This is a genomic window from Pseudarthrobacter sp. 01T43 (assembly GCF_056398665.1).
In genome coordinates, this window is the sequence record NZ_JBFTPV010000027.1 from 12,087 (window position 1) to 26,632 (window position 14,546).

General features: G+C 64.9%; 15 protein-coding genes. 6 read left to right on the top strand and 9 right to left on the bottom strand.

Features of this window, described 5'->3' with window-relative positions; all coding sequences use genetic code 11:
* Window positions 1-23 precede the first annotated feature (23 nt).
* From AC1DIM_RS17635 to AC1DIM_RS17655, 5 genes are all read right to left on the bottom strand, one after another.
* Entirely contained in the window at window positions 24-1,022 is a 999-nt protein-coding gene (locus tag AC1DIM_RS17635; protein WP_477711795.1) for a sensor histidine kinase, read from the bottom strand.
* The gene (locus AC1DIM_RS17640) at window positions 1,015-1,683 is read right to left on the bottom strand and encodes a response regulator transcription factor (RefSeq protein WP_477711796.1); all 669 of its coding nucleotides are present in this window, start codon (window positions 1,681-1,683) and stop codon (window positions 1,015-1,017) included. Before AC1DIM_RS17640 ends, AC1DIM_RS17635 begins: the two co-directional genes overlap by 8 nt.
* 4 nt (window positions 1,684-1,687) lie before the next feature.
* Entirely contained in the window at window positions 1,688-2,398 is a 711-nt protein-coding gene (locus AC1DIM_RS17645; protein ID WP_477711797.1) for a DedA family protein, read from the bottom strand.
* A 25-nt stretch (window positions 2,399-2,423) separates the two neighbouring features.
* On the bottom strand, window positions 2,424-3,212 hold the full coding sequence (locus AC1DIM_RS17650; protein ID WP_477711798.1) for a phosphatase PAP2 family protein: 789 nt from the start codon (window positions 3,210-3,212) through the stop codon (window positions 2,424-2,426).
* Between the two features lie 187 nt (window positions 3,213-3,399).
* On the bottom strand, window positions 3,400-4,455 hold the full coding sequence (locus AC1DIM_RS17655; protein ID WP_477711799.1) for a LysM peptidoglycan-binding domain-containing protein: 1,056 nt from the start codon (window positions 4,453-4,455) through the stop codon (window positions 3,400-3,402).
* 333 nt (window positions 4,456-4,788) lie between these two features.
* On the opposite strand from AC1DIM_RS17655, the gene AC1DIM_RS17660 reads away from it, so the two are divergent.
* Window positions 4,789-5,430 carry a VC0807 family protein gene (locus AC1DIM_RS17660; protein WP_477711800.1) on the top strand — a complete coding sequence of 214 codons (642 nt, stop codon included), beginning with the start codon at window positions 4,789-4,791 and terminating at the stop codon, window positions 5,428-5,430.
* Between the two features lie 66 nt (window positions 5,431-5,496).
* Complete coding sequence (locus AC1DIM_RS17665) at window positions 5,497-6,378, top strand: cytochrome c oxidase assembly protein (RefSeq protein WP_477711801.1); 882 nt, start codon at window positions 5,497-5,499, stop codon at window positions 6,376-6,378.
* On the opposite strand, the gene AC1DIM_RS17670 is transcribed toward AC1DIM_RS17665, so the two are convergent.
* Genes AC1DIM_RS17670 through AC1DIM_RS17685 form a run of 4 tightly spaced genes read right to left on the bottom strand, consistent with a single transcriptional unit; the run spans window position 6,375 to window position 10,307 of the window.
* Window positions 6,375-7,034: a GntR family transcriptional regulator gene (locus tag AC1DIM_RS17670; RefSeq protein ID WP_477711802.1), complete on the bottom strand. Its 660-nt coding sequence runs from the start codon at window positions 7,032-7,034 to the stop codon at window positions 6,375-6,377. The two genes, AC1DIM_RS17665 and AC1DIM_RS17670, sit on opposite strands and share 4 nt — an antisense overlap.
* Window positions 7,035-7,081: 47 nt before the next feature.
* On the bottom strand, window positions 7,082-8,056 hold the full coding sequence (locus AC1DIM_RS17675; RefSeq protein WP_477711803.1) for a transketolase family protein: 975 nt from the start codon (window positions 8,054-8,056) through the stop codon (window positions 7,082-7,084).
* The gene (locus AC1DIM_RS17680; protein WP_477711836.1) at window positions 8,053-8,919 is read right to left on the bottom strand and encodes a transketolase; all 867 of its coding nucleotides are present in this window, start codon (window positions 8,917-8,919) and stop codon (window positions 8,053-8,055) included. The genes AC1DIM_RS17675 and AC1DIM_RS17680 overlap by 4 nt, the downstream gene beginning before the upstream one ends.
* 50 nt (window positions 8,920-8,969) lie before the next feature.
* Complete coding sequence (locus AC1DIM_RS17685) at window positions 8,970-10,307, bottom strand: MFS transporter (RefSeq protein WP_477711804.1); 1,338 nt, start codon at window positions 10,305-10,307, stop codon at window positions 8,970-8,972.
* A gap of 186 nt (window positions 10,308-10,493) precedes the next feature.
* Between AC1DIM_RS17685 and AC1DIM_RS17690 the strand changes: the two genes are divergently transcribed.
* From AC1DIM_RS17690 to AC1DIM_RS17705, 4 genes are all read left to right on the top strand, one after another.
* On the top strand, window positions 10,494-11,318 hold the full coding sequence (locus tag AC1DIM_RS17690; RefSeq protein WP_477711805.1) for a sugar phosphate isomerase/epimerase family protein: 825 nt from the start codon (window positions 10,494-10,496) through the stop codon (window positions 11,316-11,318).
* Window positions 11,319-11,416: 98 nt separating this feature from the next.
* Window positions 11,417-12,193: an SDR family NAD(P)-dependent oxidoreductase gene (locus tag AC1DIM_RS17695; RefSeq protein WP_477711806.1), complete on the top strand. Its 777-nt coding sequence runs from the start codon at window positions 11,417-11,419 to the stop codon at window positions 12,191-12,193.
* A gap of 41 nt (window positions 12,194-12,234) precedes the next feature.
* Window positions 12,235-14,010, top strand: a complete 1,776-nt coding sequence (locus tag AC1DIM_RS17700; protein ID WP_477711807.1) for a dihydroxyacetone kinase family protein — start codon at window positions 12,235-12,237, stop codon at window positions 14,008-14,010.
* A 62-nt stretch (window positions 14,011-14,072) separates the two neighbouring features.
* Window positions 14,073-14,543 (top strand): RpiB/LacA/LacB family sugar-phosphate isomerase, encoded by a 471-nt coding sequence (locus AC1DIM_RS17705; protein ID WP_477711837.1) that lies wholly within the window; start codon window positions 14,073-14,075, stop codon window positions 14,541-14,543.
* The last annotated feature ends 3 nt before the right edge of the window (window positions 14,544-14,546 follow it).

The following is a 14,546-nucleotide window of genomic DNA, read 5'->3' on the forward strand; positions in this document are numbered from 1 at the left end:
CGAGTATACGTCGTGGCAGCAGTTCAGGCGGTGACCAGCGGGAGCGTGATCCGCATGGTGGTTCCGCCCGGGCCCGTGCCGGCGATTTCGACGGTCCCGCCGGCAGCGGTGGCAACATCCCGGACCAGCGCCAGCCCGATTCCGAAGCTGCGTTGCGGCCGCGTTCCGTCCGGACGTGGTGTCCTGACGAAGCGCTCGAAGATCCTGTCACGCTCGACGCCGGATATCCCGCTTCCCGTATCGGTCACCGTGATCACCGCGCTGCGTTGGCTCGCTGCCGCGGCGAGGGTGATGGTCCCGCCAGCGGGGGTGTGCGCCAGCGCGTTGTCAGCCAGCGCCAGGATGGCGCGGCGCAAACTGCTTTCGTCGATCCGGGCCAGCGGATGTCCGCCCGCGGCGACGGCGACGCTGACGTCCTGGCCGTGGGCGATGGTCCGGACACTCTCCGCAACGGACTCCACCACCCCCGCCACATCAATCGGTTCCGCAGGGGTTTCTGCAGCGCCCCCCGTCGCGGCGAGGAGCAATTCGTTGACGATTGCGGTCAAGGCGGAGGTGTCCTGCCGGATCCGAACCAGCGCTTGCCCCGGCTTCGACTCGGGCGGGGTGTCACGCTGGGCCAGTTGGATCCGCGCGTCCAGGATTGCGAGGGGCGTCCGCAGTTCATGGCTGGCATCCTGGACGAACCGGCGCTGCAGGGCCATGGCCGCGCCAAGAGGTTGTATGGCGCTGCGGGCACTGAACCAGCCGATCACCCCGGCGAGGACGATCCCTGCTCCACCGGCGATGATCAGGGCTTTGAGCAGATCCTTGTAGTCAAGGTACGCAAAGTCGGCGGCCGGGCTGGACCTGCCGGGCAGTTCCGGGTGCGACAGCTGGTTGGTCAGGTAGATCGCGGCCCCCGCGAGCAGGCAGAGGACCATCACGGCGCAGGCAGCACTGATGCGCACAGCGATCCGGAGTGAGGCCTTGCGGAGGGTGGCCTGGTCCGGGTCCGCGGCGGCCGGCGTTCGCTCATTCATGGCCGTCTCCGATCTGGTAGCCGACGCCGTGGACTGTGCGGATCACGTTCCGGGAAATCTTGCGGCGCAGGTGGTGGACATAGGTGTCGATCACGCTGGGCTGGTCAGTGGACCGGAAGACGGAGCCGATGAGCTCGTCCCGGCTGAAGATCCGGTCCGGCTCCGTGGCGAGGGCCGCAAGCAACTCGCACTCCTTCGCCGTCAGCGTCACCAGAGGCCCATAGACGGACCGGACGGAACGGCCGACGGCGTTCAATTCCCAGTCGCCGATACTCACCGTCGGCTGGGTGTAGCTGCGGGTCAGTGCGCGCAGGCGCGCACCCAGCTCCCCGGCGTCGAACGGTTTGGTCATGTAATCATTGGCTCCGGCGTCGAGGCCGCGGACCTTGTCATCCGTTGCGCCCAGCGCCGTCAGGATGAGTACCGGCGTCGAAATCCCTTTCGCCCGAAGGGCGCTGATCAGGGCAATCCCGTCCATGCCTGGCAGGCCGCGGTCGATTACCATGACATCCCAAGGTTCCCCGAGGGCGGCACTCAGGCCAAGCCTTCCGTCCGCCGCTAGGCTGATCCGGTAGTCGCCTTCCAGCAGTTCCGCAATGAGCGGGCCCAAGACGGGATCGTCCTCGACCAGGAGCAGGGACGGCCGGGCATCTGTTGTCATGGGGCTATTCTTCCGCGGCCAGCTCTTCCACGCGCAGTTCCTCGGATTCTTCGGCCGGTCCCTTGGCGTCGCCCTTGTTCCTGCGGCGCTTGAGGTACTCCACGCCCCATGGGATGACTGAGACCAGGACCATGGCGACGGCAATCAGGTCAATGTTGTTGGCGATGATTTCGAAGTGCCCCAGCCAGGACCCCAACAAAATCACGGACGCGGACCAGGCTACGGCGCCCACGATGTTCCAGAGGCTAAATTTCCGGTAGTTGTAGTGGGCGATTCCCGCAGCCAACGGGGCGTAAGTGCGCACGATCGGCACAAAGCGGGCCATCACCACGGCGCCACCGCCGTGCCGGTGGAAGAACTCCTCGGTCTGGGTCAGGTGCGAGGTCTTCAGGATCCGGGCATCATCCTTGAACCAGCGGCGGCCGAACTTCCGGCCGAGAAAGTAACCCACTTGGTCGCCGGCCACCGCCGCCACTGAGACGACGCCGATCAGGAGCGGGAGGGTGAGATTCAGCTGCTGATGCAGCAGGCCGGCGGTGAAGAGGAGCGAGTCCCCGGGCAGGAACGGGAAGAGGACCCCGGATTCGATGAAGACCATCCCGGCGATCACCGCCAGGGCGGCCGGCCCCAGGCCTCCAAGGAGGCTGGCGGGATCCAGCGGGGAGGAAGCGGCAACGGAGGCGGCTGCCGTGGTCAGTGCATGAAATGACTGCATGATGCCTTTCTGAGGGCGGAGATTCTTACGGCAGGAACGGACGCGTGAGCGCGTTTACCGGTACCCGCTGCCACAGCCGGGGCGCGAGCCAGTTCCAGCACCCGCTCAGGAGGATCACAGCCGCGCTGCCCGCCAGAACCGACCCGACGACGTCGGACGGGTAGTGGACGCCGATGTACAGCCGCGACCATGCCACGAGGGCCACCACAACCACGCCCGCACCTCCCGCGAACTTTGCCCATCGGGTCCCGCGCGCCAGGAAATAGACGGCGAAGGCGACGGTCACGGCGAAGGTGACATGGCCGCTCGGGAAACTATCCGCACCGTTTTCGGGTGCCAGCGGATCGAACAGCAACGCGGAATCCGGGCGCTGCCTGGCCACCAGGACCTTGAAGACTTCGCTCGCCACCCAACCGGACGCGGCCACCAGCCCAAACGCCACAGCATTGACGGGAGCCCGGCGCACCAAAAGCAGGAACAAGGCGACGGCGGCAATCAGCAAGATCCCGGCCACAGGACCAAACAGCAGGTTCAGGGCCATGGCCAGGCCGGTCAGCAGGGCCGCGTGATGCTGGCTGAGGGTCTGGTCCACGGTGAGCTCGTCCGTACTGATACCCGGAACGTCGGCAACGGTTATGCCAAGAACCACCACGGCGGCCGCCAGGAGGATCCCCCACAGGGCCCAGAGTCGGGGTCGGGGCAGTGCAAGAAGACGCGTGCTGGCGCCATTTGCGGCGCGCGTTTGGCTGGCGTCTGCCCGGGCGGTGTCTGCAGGAGCAGGGGACAAACTTTGGCTGTGGACGGTGTCAGGCATCAAATACTCCGGCTCGCTCTCTGCGGCCGGCTGGCCGCTTCAGGACCAGTCTTTCCCAGGGCCCTTAAGGAATCCTTAAGAATGACTTGCACCTCTGGTTGGCGAGCCTGGAGCGCCCCCAATCCAGCTCAGTACCGGTGGATAACCCATGAGAGTTGTCCCCGGCTGTGGGCAGCGGGGCGGCAGCTTAGGCTTCGGGTTTGTTGATGGGCTTGTCCAAGGAAAGGCTGATGGTTTGGCCGGGAGCGAGCTCGCCGTTTGGGAGGTCGGAGAATTCATACCAGACGCGGCCGCCGCCGGTGGTTGGGCGGTTTGCTGATTCCAGATCCGCTATTCCCGGTATTCCAAAACGGAAAGCGATTTGCCGTTCAATGTCACCAGGAGCCGTGGTGTACGTCAGTGGGATCCCGTCGGGGTCCGTGGTGTAAGTGCCTTGGGCGCCGTCGATCTTCAGGTCGCCCGGCATTAGCTGAATTCTGCCGCCGCTTGGGATGGGTTGATTTTCGACGAGTGTGGGGTTGTAAAGAAGGATTTGGGCTGTGGTGGAGCGGTATCTGTACCCGAGGCTGTCGAAGGAGTCGCCTTCAACCGTGGTGTAAAAGACCGCTTGGCCAAATGAGTTGTTGACGGGTTTTCCGGTGCCGGATCTGCTGTCCACGGGGTTCTTTTGAAGTTGGATTGAACGCCCGGCCCTGATGAAGTAGATGTTGCCCATTTCGTAGGTGATGGGAACTTTGTTTGCTTCTGCCAGCTGTTTGTCTGTGAGGTTGAATCGGTAAGTGATGCCGCTGAGGGTGTCCTCGGGTCCAATCACGTATGTTGTGGGGATTCCGTTTGCGTCGGTCGTGGCGGTGCCCTTGGCGCCGTTTGTCGGTCCGTCCGGGATCAATCGGAGCTTCGTGCCTGGTGCTAAAGACGCGCCTGGCTGGAGGCGGTTGAACGCGGCGACCTTCGCTTCGGAAAGCTTGTATGCGGCAGCTACCTTGGCCAGGGTGTCACCGGAAACCGTGGTGTAGAAGTCGACATTTCCAAACGAGTCGAGTTGGGTTTCTCCGCTTAATGAAGACTTTGAATTCGTGGTGGGCGTCGACGACGCCGGCGCGGCGTTTGCTGTCGCGGCAGCAGAAAGTTCAGTCCGGGTGCATCCCGTGATTCCTATCGGCAGCAGTAAGACGCATGTGGCAAGCGACAAGGTCGCTGCGCATTTCTTCTGAGTCTTTGAAGCACTAACGATTTTCAGCACGAGCATCCCCCAAGGAGCCCGGTCATACCGGGGAGTCGATTCCAACAGACCAGATTTGAGCATAGTTGATGGATTTGGGTGGTGTCCTTCCGTGTTGTTTGGCAGCAGGAGGCTCACTAATGCTCGGGTGAGCTGAGTGGGAAGGCCTGGTGTTATCAGACTTCCTGGCCTGGGCTTTGTTGAAGTGACGCAGTATTCAGAGCGCGGACGGTGCCGATTGTTTGGTGGGGAGCGCCGTCCCGGAGCATTGCCCAGAGGAATAGCTTTTGGCATGCCCATCATGTCCCTCCCGGCGTAAAATCATGCGAAGGAGATTAGCGATGAAGCACCCCGATGAACGCTGAGCAGGCTTCGGGACAGGAACGTCCGGGTGTGGTGACGCGTGCGCTGGTCCGCGGCCTGGCTTGGGACGTAGGGGCACCGCTGGCTGCCTACTATGTCTTCCACCTGGCCGGCGCCACGGACTGGGCAGCGCTGTTGGCGGCGACGGGGGCCGCTGCCTGCCGATTGTTGTGGACCGCGTTCAAGGGGCATACCCTGAACCCGTTTGCGATGCTGATGGTCATCGTCTTCGGGCTCGGGCTGGGACTGTCTTTCGTCACCGGTGACCCGCGGTTTCTGCTGCTCAAGGACTCGGCTATCACCGGCGGCATTGGTGTGTCGTTCATGGTTTTGGCTGCTCTGGGACATCCCCTGACGTTGGACGCGGCCAAGACCTGGAGTCCGGAACGAGCCGGGCAAATGGACCGGGATTTCCACGGCACCCCTGCGGTGCGCCGCTGGCACCTGAAGATTTCCGCCGTTTGGGGTGCGGGACTGATTGCTGAAGCCAGCACCCGGGCCGTCCTGGTCTACATGCTGCCTATCGACATCATGGTGGGGGTTTCGGCCGCCCTGGCAGTGACCGTTTTCGCCGCTCTCATCGCTTGGACTTCCTGGGACCGGAAAAAACGGCAGGCAGCCAGGTCTTCCTGACATCTCTGCAGCCGGCTGGGGAGGATCGTCCGGCGTTTTCCAAGGAACATCCCTTACCCTTGGCCAGTGCCCCCATTCGAAGTTGTTGTTGGCTCTTGGCGGATCGACTGGCCCGCCGCCGTCCTCATTGTTGCCGCGGGCGTGCTGTACGGACTCGGCGTGCGGAGGGCTGCGGCCAATGGCCGGCATTGGCCGTGGTGGCGGACCGCTGCGTTCTACCTTCTGGGTCTTGGATCGCTGACAGTGCTGACCTGCGGCTTCCCCGGCGTTTACAGTGCGGAACTGCGGTGGGCGTTCACGCTGAAGATCTCTTTGCTGCTCTTTGTGGTGCCGCTGCTGATGGGGCTGGGGAAACCGATTTCCCTGACCCGTGCAGCGCTTCCAGCCGAAGGCCTCGCGCGGCTGAACACCGTACTCTCCCACCGCGTGGTGCGCTTTTTCAGCAATTCGCTGGCTGCCCCGCTGTTGGGGCTGGCCCTCTTTGCAACCTTCCTCACGCCGTTCTTTTACACCCTGAGAACGGACCCGGTGGCCGAGGCGCTGCTCACCGTCGGGGTTCCGTTGCTGGGCCTCCTGATGGCGCTTCCCATCATCGAAGAAGCCGACTTCCAGCGTTCCAGCGCCTTCATCACGCTGGAGTTCGTTTTTGTCTTCATCGAGCTGTTGGTCGACGCCGTCCCCGGGATCCTGCTGCGGCTCAACGGTCAGGTGCTGGACCATGCGACGGAAACGGCGTCGGGCGCGGCCTGGTTCCCGGGCGCCCTCCGCGACCAGCAGCTGGCCGGGGATCTCCTCTGGTTTATCTGCGAGATTGTTGACCTGCCGCTGATCATCCTGATGTTCATGCGCTTCTCAAAAAGTGACAAGCGCGAGGCCCGCAGCTTTGACGATCTCACGGACCAGGAACTCGAAGACCTGAACGCGGAGCACCTGCGGCGCGGCCGCTAAGAAGTGAGGGTTTCGGCGGCAGTGTCCATGTGCTCCCGGATCGTCTTCCGGGCCAAGGAGGCATCGCCGGTCTCGATCGCGGCGACAATGTCGTAGTGGCGGTCCACGCTCATGTTTTTTACGCCCTTGTCCTGCCCGGCGAACATGATGGACATCCGGATGGACCCCTCCAGCGATTCCCACGAATGCAGCAGGGTCTCGTTGCCGGTGAGCCTGCACAGGGTCCGGTGGAATTCCAGGTCCGACTCAACGCGGTCCTGCAGGCTGGCCTTCTCGGCAGCGGCCATGGCGTCGATGGCGGAGCGCAGCGAGCTGATGACGTGCTGACGGTCGGGGAGTTCACACAGCGTGCGGGCCGCCAGGGATTCCAGCGCCGCCCGGACCGAGTAGATGTCACGTATTTCTTTTTCGTCGAGATGCCGGACGGAGAGGCGGCCGCGTGGTCCGGCGGAAAGCAGGCCCTCCTGTTCCAGCTGGCGCAGGGCTTCCCGGAGGGTGCCGCGGCTGATCTGGAGCATTTCCGAGAGTTCGGTTTCCACCAGGTGCCGGCCCGGTTCCAGTTCGCCGCTGGTGATGGCGGTGCGCAAAGCGGCAAGGGCCTGCTCGCGGAGGCTCTTCTTCTGCAGTCCCAGCAGCGGTGCTGTTGCTCCGGCCATCGTGATACTTCCTCAATGTCAGTGGTCGACTGTTTACAGTCAACGTGTTAACTGTCGATGTTACGGCAGAAGCGCGGCGCCCAGTAGGCGCCGGGAAGCGCGCCGGCGTCGAGGAACTCGTCCGGCAGTGCAACGGGCACCACGCGCTTACCGAGTCCTGCCGTGACGACGGCGGAGGCGACGGTTTCGAAGAGGCCGCCGATCACGCTGTGGTTTTCGAGGGTGACGGCGAGCCGGTCGGTGTTGATCTCGGCCAGGACGGTTTCGGCGTCGAACGGCTTGATGGTGGGGGTGTGCACGACGGCGACATCCACGTTGTGCACCGCGAGGGCCTTGGCTGCCTGGAGGGCGCGCATGGTCATCAGCCCGGAGGAGATGAAGACAGCGTCGTTGCCGCCGCGCAGGACTTTGGCCTTGCCGAGTTCGAACGTGTAGCCGTACTCGTCCAGGACGGTGGGCACGTTCCCGCGGAGCAGACGCAGGTAGGTGGGCCCGTCCGACGCGGCGAGCTGGGGGACGGCCTGTTCGATGTCGATCGAGTCGCAGGGATCCACGATGGTCAGGTTGGGCATGCCGCGGAAGATTGCCATGTCCTCGGTGGCCTGGTGGCTGGGCCCGTAACCGGTGGTCAGGCCGGGCAGCCCGCCCACGATGTTCACGTTCAGGTTGGGTTCGGCGGAATCGAGGCAGAGGAAGTCGTAGGCGCGGCGGGCGGCGAACACGGAGTACGTGGACGCGAACGGAACCAGCCCTGTTTCGGCCAGCCCGGCAGCGGCGCCGAAGAGTAGCTGCTCGGCCATCCCCATCTGGAAAAACCGTTCCGGGAAGGCCTGGGCGAAGATATGCATGTCGGTGTATTTGCCCAGGTCCGCGGTGAGCCCGACAATCTTGTCGTTCTCCTGCGCGGCCTTCACCAGGGCGTGGCCGAACGGAGCGGACGCGGTCTTCTGGCCGGGGTCCGCGAAGGACGCGATCATCGCCGAGGTCTTCAGCTTGGGTTTGGTGACGGCGGCGGTGCTCATGCTGAACCCTTTCCTTCGAATCCTGCGGTGAGTTGTTCGCGGCAGGTCTGCCATTCGTGTTCTTCAATGCGCATGAAGTGCGCCTTCTCGCGTTCCTCCAGGAGCGGCACGCCGCGCCCCACCTTCGTGTCGCACAGGATCACGGATGGACGTCCGACGGCGGCGGCCTGGTTTGCTGCGTTGTCGAACGCTGTGAGCAGCGCACCGACGTCGTTCCCGTCCACCCGCTGGGTGTACCAGCCGAAGGATTCCCACTTTTCGGTGACCGGTTCGGTGCGAAGGACGGTGTCGGTTTTGCCGTCCGCCTGCAGGGCGTTGATGTCCACCATGGCGGTGAGGTTGCCGAGCTGGTGGTGGTGGGCGCCCATGGCGGCTTCCCAGGTGGAGCCCTCGTCCAGCTCGCCGTCGGAGAGGAAGTTGTAGATCCGCGCCATAGAGTTCTGGTAGCGCAGGCCCAGCGCCATGCCCACGGCGATGGTCAGGCCGTGGCCCAGCGAACCGCCGGAGATTTCCATACCGGGGGTGTAGGTGGACATCCCGGACATCGGCAGGCGGGAATCGTCCGAGCCATACGTCTCCAGCTCGGCAACGGGGACGATGCCGGCCTCGGCAAGGGCGGCGTAGTGGCCGATCGCGTAATGCCCGGTGGAGAGCAGGAACCGGTCCCGGGCCTCCCACTCAGGATCTTCGGCGCGGTAGCGGAGCTGGTCCGAGTAGACGGTGGCCAGCATGTCCGCGGCGCCGAGTGCCTGGCCAACGTAACCCTGGCCCTGGACTTCGCCCATGTTCAGGGCGTGGTGGCGGATCCGGTACGCGGCAGAGGCGACGCGTGTGACACGGTCAGGGGAAGTTTCCTGGATCATTGGTTCCTTCTGGGCCAGTTCGTGCGGCTTCAGTTCCGGGGTGGCAGTCATTAGATGGTCACCGACTGGGGGGTGCTTTTGGTGGCCTCATCGGCCAGCTGGCGTTCGCGCTTGCCCCAGGTTTCACGGGTTGCGACGGCGGCCCAGAGGCCGATCGCGGCGTAGGCGCCGAAGAGCAGCGCCGGTCCCATCCAGCCGAAGCTGACGAAGAGCAGCGTGGTGATGAAAGGGGTGAATCCGGAGACCATGGCGGAGATCTGGTAGGCCAGCGAGGCGCCTGAAGCGCGGGTCTTGGCCTGGAAGAGCTCCGGGAACCAGGCGCCCTGTGCGCCTGCCAGGGAATTCTGGCAGACCGCGTAGGAGATCACCAGGGTGGCGATGACGAAGATGAACAGGCCCGTGTTGACCAGGAGGAACATCGGGACGGCGAACAGCACGGCGAACGCGCAGGACCAGATGTACAACGGACGGCGGCCGATCCTGTCCGTCAGCCGGGCCCAGGCCTGGGTGGCGAAAATGCCGACGGCGGAGGCAACGCTGAGGGCCACGAGCGTCTGGGTTTTGTCAGCCAGGTGCTGGCTGTTCAGGTAGGAAATCATATACGTGATGGAGACGGCGTAGCCGGCTGTTTCGGCGATGCGGAGGCCAATGCCCTTGACGATATTGCGCCAGTCAGTCTTGAGCACCTCGACGATCGGGGACTTCACAATATCGCCGCTGTCCTTGACCTCGTCAAAGACGGGGGACTCGGGCACCTTGGACCGGATGATCAAGCCCACAGCCACGAGCACAATGCTGGCCAGGAAGGGGATGCGCCACGCGAGTTCGCCGCCGAAGTTCACGCTCACCAGGAACACCAGGTTGGCGAGCAGCAGGCCCACGGGGAAGCCGGCCTGCACAATGCCGGTGTACTTGCCCTTGGATTTCCAGGGTGCATGCTCGTAGCTCATCAGGATGGCGCCACCCCATTCGGCGCCGAAGGCCAGGCCCTGGACGATGCGCACGAAAACCAGCAGGGCCGGTGCCAGCAGGCCCACCTGGCCATAAGTGGGGAGCAGCCCAATCAGGAACGTCGCGAGGCCCATGAGTACCAGCGAGGCCACCAGAACGGGTTTACGGCCGAGCTTGTCGCCCAAGTGGCCGCCGATAATGCCGCCGATGGGGCGGGCGGCGAACCCGACACCCAGCGTGGCGAACGCTGCGAGTGTGCCCGTCACCGGATCGCCGGTGGGGAAGAACGCTGTGCCGAAGTACAGGGCCGCGGCGGTGCCGAACCCGATGAAGTCGTAGGTTTCGATGACGGCGCCAACACCGGAACCAATAGCGACGCGCCTTGCGTCCTTCGTGCCATGCACGTGGCCGCGCATTTTCAGAGCTTCGTTGCTCATACTGAATCCCTTTCGAAGAGCGAGGAACGCTTCCGCATCGCCGCTGTCGACTGTTAACAAATGATATGCCAGTGTGACCCGCATCATGCCTCACTGTCAACAGTCAATGTTTGAGGTTGACTGTCAACATTAAATTGGCCTACGGTGATTCACATCACCACCCGCTTATCCAGAGGATCAACGACGATGTTCAACTCCCGACTCGGCTGCTCGTCCATCAGCTTCAGGCATGAGGACCTGCCGGCCGCCCTGCGGACCATCAGCGGCCTGGGGTTCGAAGAAATCGACCTCGGCGCCCTGCCCGGTGTCTGCGACCATGTCCCGTACAGCCTCGATCACGCCGCCGTCGGCGGCGTGGCCGCGGAAGTCGCGGCCTCAGGGCTGCGGGTCCGCTCGGTTAACGGGGATATCGGCGACCTCAACGCAGTGCTCGACGACGGCGGGCGGCTGGCCCGCGAACGGCACCTGGAGGCGCTGCTCACCCTCACCGCCAACACTGGAGCGAAGGCACTGGTCCTCCCGTGCGGTGCGCTCAGCCACGAACCGGTCCGAAGCCTCGAGCAGGACCTGGACGAAATTGCGTCCCAACTCATCCACGCCGGTCAGCGTGCGGCGGAGTTCGGCGTCGAGCTCTGGACAGAATCCCTGCACTTCCTCCGGTTCTGCTGGAACCTGGAACGCGCGGAACTGCTGGCGCAGCGGCTGGCGGGTACCGGCGTCGGAATTGTCATGGACTTCAGCCATATCGTCGCCGCCGGCGAAGATCCGCTGGAGTACCTCGAACGCCACAAGAGCCGCATCTCCCACGTCCACCTCCGCGATGCGGTTCCAGGCAACATCAACCTCAGCATCGGCAACGGCCAGGCGGACTTCGCCGCTGGACTTCGCGCCCTGGCAGCGCAAGGCTACGCCGGCCACTTCTCCCTCGAACTCGAAACCCGGGATGTTACCCACGACGAACGCCCCGGCGCCGCAGCGAAAGCGGCAAGCTTCGTCACCGATCTCATCTGACCCATCGATTGCTCCGTAGCGGCCCTTTTGACCCCTCAAAACGGCACTTGTGGAGCAATCGATTCCAAAACCACCACCCAAGTAACCCAAGGAGCATCATGACCACCACGATTCAGCGCACCGCCGTCCTCACCGGAGCCACCTCGGACCGGGGCATCGGCATCACAACCGCCCGCCGCTACGCCAGCCAGGGCTGGGGCGTGGTGATCCTGGACCTCGACGGCGAGAAGTCCGCCAAGGTCGCCGCCGAGATCGGCAATGAGTTCAACGTGCCGGCGTTCGGCCACGAGATCGACGTCGCCAACGAAGGCTCCGTCCTCGCCGCCTATGAAGCCGTCAAGGCTGAGGTCGCCGCAGGCATCCTCCCCCCGGTGGGCGCCCTGGCCAATATCGCCGGCATCACCTCGCCAATCCCGTTCCTGGAAACCACCCTGGACCTCTGGCACAAGGTGATGGACGTCAACGCCACCGGGACCTACCTGGTCACCAAAGCGTTCCTGCCGGACATGATCGAGGCCGGTTGGGGCCGGATCGTCAACATGTCCTCGGTGTCCGCCCAGCGCGGCGGCGGCGTCTTCGGCAAGGTCCCCTACTCCGCCGCGAAGGCCGCGATTCTCGGCTTCACCAAGGCGCTGGCCCGCGAAATCGGCGCCACGGGGGTCACCGTCAACGCGATCACGCCCGGCGCCGTGGACACCAACATCCGCGTGGGCAGCACTGATGAGCAGGAAGCCGCCATCAACGCCGGCATCCCGCTGGGCCGCAACGCCACCACGGAGGAGATCGCCGCCGTCATCACCTTCCTGTCGTCCGAGGAATCCGCATACCTCACGGGCACCACCATCGATATCAACGGCGGAAGCCACATCCACTAACAGCCCGCCCCGCAGGCCACCTCCACGTCAGAGAGCCCATCATGACCAAGATTTTCAACGATCCCGCCGAGTTTGCGGAAGAAGCCCTTGCCGGCTTCTGCGACGTCCATTCCGGGCTGGTGCGCCAGGTCCCGGGAGGCGCCGTGCGGCGCCACCGTCCGGCCAACCCCAAAGTGGCGGTCCTCGCCGGTGGCGGGTCCGGGCATTACCCGGCGTTCGCCGGCCTGATCGGCAGCGGACTGGCCGACGGCGCCGTGGTGGGTAACATCTTCACCTCGCCTTCCGCGCAGCAGGCCTACGCCCTGGCCAAGGCCGCGGAGTCCGGCGCCGGCGTGGTGTTCACCTACGGCAACTACGCCGGGGACGTGATGAACTTCGGCATGGCCAGCGAACGCCTCGCCGCCGAGGGGATCCAGGTTGAAAACGTCCTGGTCACCGACGACATCGCCAGCGCGCCGCCGTCGGAATCCGAGAAGCGCCGCGGCATCGCGGGTGACTTCACGGTCTTCAAAATCATGGGCGCCGCAGCGGAAACGGGCGCGGACCTGGCAGATGTGGTCCGCCTCGGCCGCAAGGCCAACAGCCTGACGCGGACCATCGGCAGCGCCTTCCATGGGTGCACGTTCCCGGGCGCGGATGCCCCGCTGTTCGCACTCAAGGACAAGCAGATGGGGCTCGGACTGGGAATCCACGGCGAACCCGGCCTGTTCGACACCGATCTGCCGTCCGCCAGGGAACTCGGCCAGGAGTTTGTCTCCCGGCTGCTGGCCGAAACGCCTGAAGGTGCCGGCGATCGCCTCGCGGTCATCCTCAACGGCCTGGGTTCCACCAAGCACGAGGAGCTCTTTGTCCTCTGGCTGACCGTGGCCCCGCTGCTCAGGGACGCTGGCTACACCCTGGTCATGCCTGAGGTGGGCGAACTGGTCACCAGCCTGGACATGTCCGGTGTGTCACTCACCATCACCTGGCTGGACGAAGAGCTGGAGCCGCTGTGGTTGGCTCCGGCCGAAACGCCCGCCTACCGCCGCGGAAACGCCGCGGTCCAGTCGGGCGAGGCCTCCGGCGAGGAATCGTCCGACGGCGCCGCCGCACCTGCCGCCTACGAGGCAACCGAGGATTCGCGCGAGTACGCCGCCCGTTGCCTTTCGGCGCTGGACGCCGCGCGGAAGTGTCTGCACAGCGCAGAAACCAGGCTCGGGGACATGGATGCCGTTGCCGGAGACGGCGACCACGGGCGCGGAATGGTCCGCGGGATCGACGCCGCAACCACAGCAGCCGCGGGGGCGGCCGGGCAGGGTGCCGGGGCAGGTTCGGTCCTGATCGCCGCGGGTGACGCCTGGGCAGACAAGGCCGGCGGCACCTCAGGCGTTCTCTGGGGCGCAGGACTGCGGGCATTCGGGGAATCGCTGGGCGATCAGCGCAGCCCTGACGCCGAGGAACTTGCCGCCGGGGTGCGCGCCTTTTCGGACCGGATCACCGGGCTCGGCAAAGCGGCGCCGGGCGATAAAACCATGGTGGATGCGCTGGTGCCCTTCACCGAAACCTTTACGCGCCTGGCATTCGATGGTGCAGAACCGCGCCAGGCATGGGAAGTCGCGGCTCTTGAAGCGACGACGTCGGCCGAGTCCACGGCGTCGCTACGACCCCTGAAGGGACGAGCCCGGCCGCTTGCCGAAAAGAGCGTGGGTACGCCGGATCCCGGTGCCACCTCCCTCGCGATGATTTTCACCGTGATGGGTCCCTTCCTGGCCGCGCCCGGGCAGGAAACCCCGGCCGCCGCCACCAACAGCAGCCAGCCGGCGGGAGTGCTCTCATGACCACCACACAGCAAACCACCAGGCAGGAAACGGCCACACCGGAAGCGACCGCCGCGGGGAAGATGGGGCTCCGCCTCGTCCTGGGTGCGGACGAAGCCGGCGTCGACTACAAAAACCGCATCCTGGCCGATCTGCAGGCCGATCCCAGGATCAGCGAAATCATCGACATCGGGGTCAACCGGAGCGACGCCCCGGAGGACTTCGTCAGGCCCTACCCTTACGTGGGCATTGCCGCCGGTGAGCTGATCCGCGACGGGCATGCCGACCGCGCCATCCTCTTCTGCGGCACGGGGATCGGGGTGGCCATTGCTGCCAACAAGGTTGACGGCATCCGCGCCACCACAGCCCACGACTCCTTCTCCGTGGAGCGCTCAGTCCTGTCCAACGACTGCCAGGTGCTCACGATGGGGCAGCGGGTGGTCGGTGTGGAACTCGCCAGCCGGCTGGCCAGGGAGTGGATCGGCTACACATTCGACCCGGCGTCGGCCTCGGCGGACAAGGTCAAGGTCCTCACGGACTTCGAAGGGTGCTGAGCA

Excerpts from the sequence above, each read along its gene's own strand:
- AC1DIM_RS17635 (WP_477711795.1), bottom strand. The coding sequence starts at position 1,022 with ATGAATGAGCGAACGCCGGCCGCCGCGGACCCGGACCAGGCCACCCTC.
- AC1DIM_RS17640 (WP_477711796.1), bottom strand. The coding sequence starts at position 1,683 with ATGACAACAGATGCCCGGCCGTCCCTGCTCCTGGTCGAGGACGATCCC.
- AC1DIM_RS17645 (WP_477711797.1), bottom strand. The coding sequence starts at position 2,398 with ATGCAGTCATTTCATGCACTGACCACGGCAGCCGCCTCCGTTGCCGCT.
- AC1DIM_RS17650 (WP_477711798.1), bottom strand. The coding sequence starts at position 3,212 with ATGCCTGACACCGTCCACAGCCAAAGTTTGTCCCCTGCTCCTGCAGAC.
- AC1DIM_RS17660 (WP_477711800.1), top strand. The coding sequence starts at position 4,789 with ATGAACGCTGAGCAGGCTTCGGGACAGGAACGTCCGGGTGTGGTGACG.
- AC1DIM_RS17670 (WP_477711802.1), bottom strand. The coding sequence starts at position 7,034 with ATGGCCGGAGCAACAGCACCGCTGCTGGGACTGCAGAAGAAGAGCCTC.
- AC1DIM_RS17675 (WP_477711803.1), bottom strand. The coding sequence starts at position 8,056 with ATGAGCACCGCCGCCGTCACCAAACCCAAGCTGAAGACCTCGGCGATG.
- AC1DIM_RS17680 (WP_477711836.1), bottom strand. The coding sequence starts at position 8,919 with ATGATCCAGGAAACTTCCCCTGACCGTGTCACACGCGTCGCCTCTGCC.
- AC1DIM_RS17685 (WP_477711804.1), bottom strand. The coding sequence starts at position 10,307 with ATGAGCAACGAAGCTCTGAAAATGCGCGGCCACGTGCATGGCACGAAG.
- AC1DIM_RS17690 (WP_477711805.1), top strand. The coding sequence starts at position 10,494 with ATGTTCAACTCCCGACTCGGCTGCTCGTCCATCAGCTTCAGGCATGAG.
- AC1DIM_RS17695 (WP_477711806.1), top strand. The coding sequence starts at position 11,417 with ATGACCACCACGATTCAGCGCACCGCCGTCCTCACCGGAGCCACCTCG.
- AC1DIM_RS17700 (WP_477711807.1), top strand. The coding sequence starts at position 12,235 with ATGACCAAGATTTTCAACGATCCCGCCGAGTTTGCGGAAGAAGCCCTT.
- AC1DIM_RS17705 (WP_477711837.1), top strand. The coding sequence starts at position 14,073 with ATGGGGCTCCGCCTCGTCCTGGGTGCGGACGAAGCCGGCGTCGACTAC.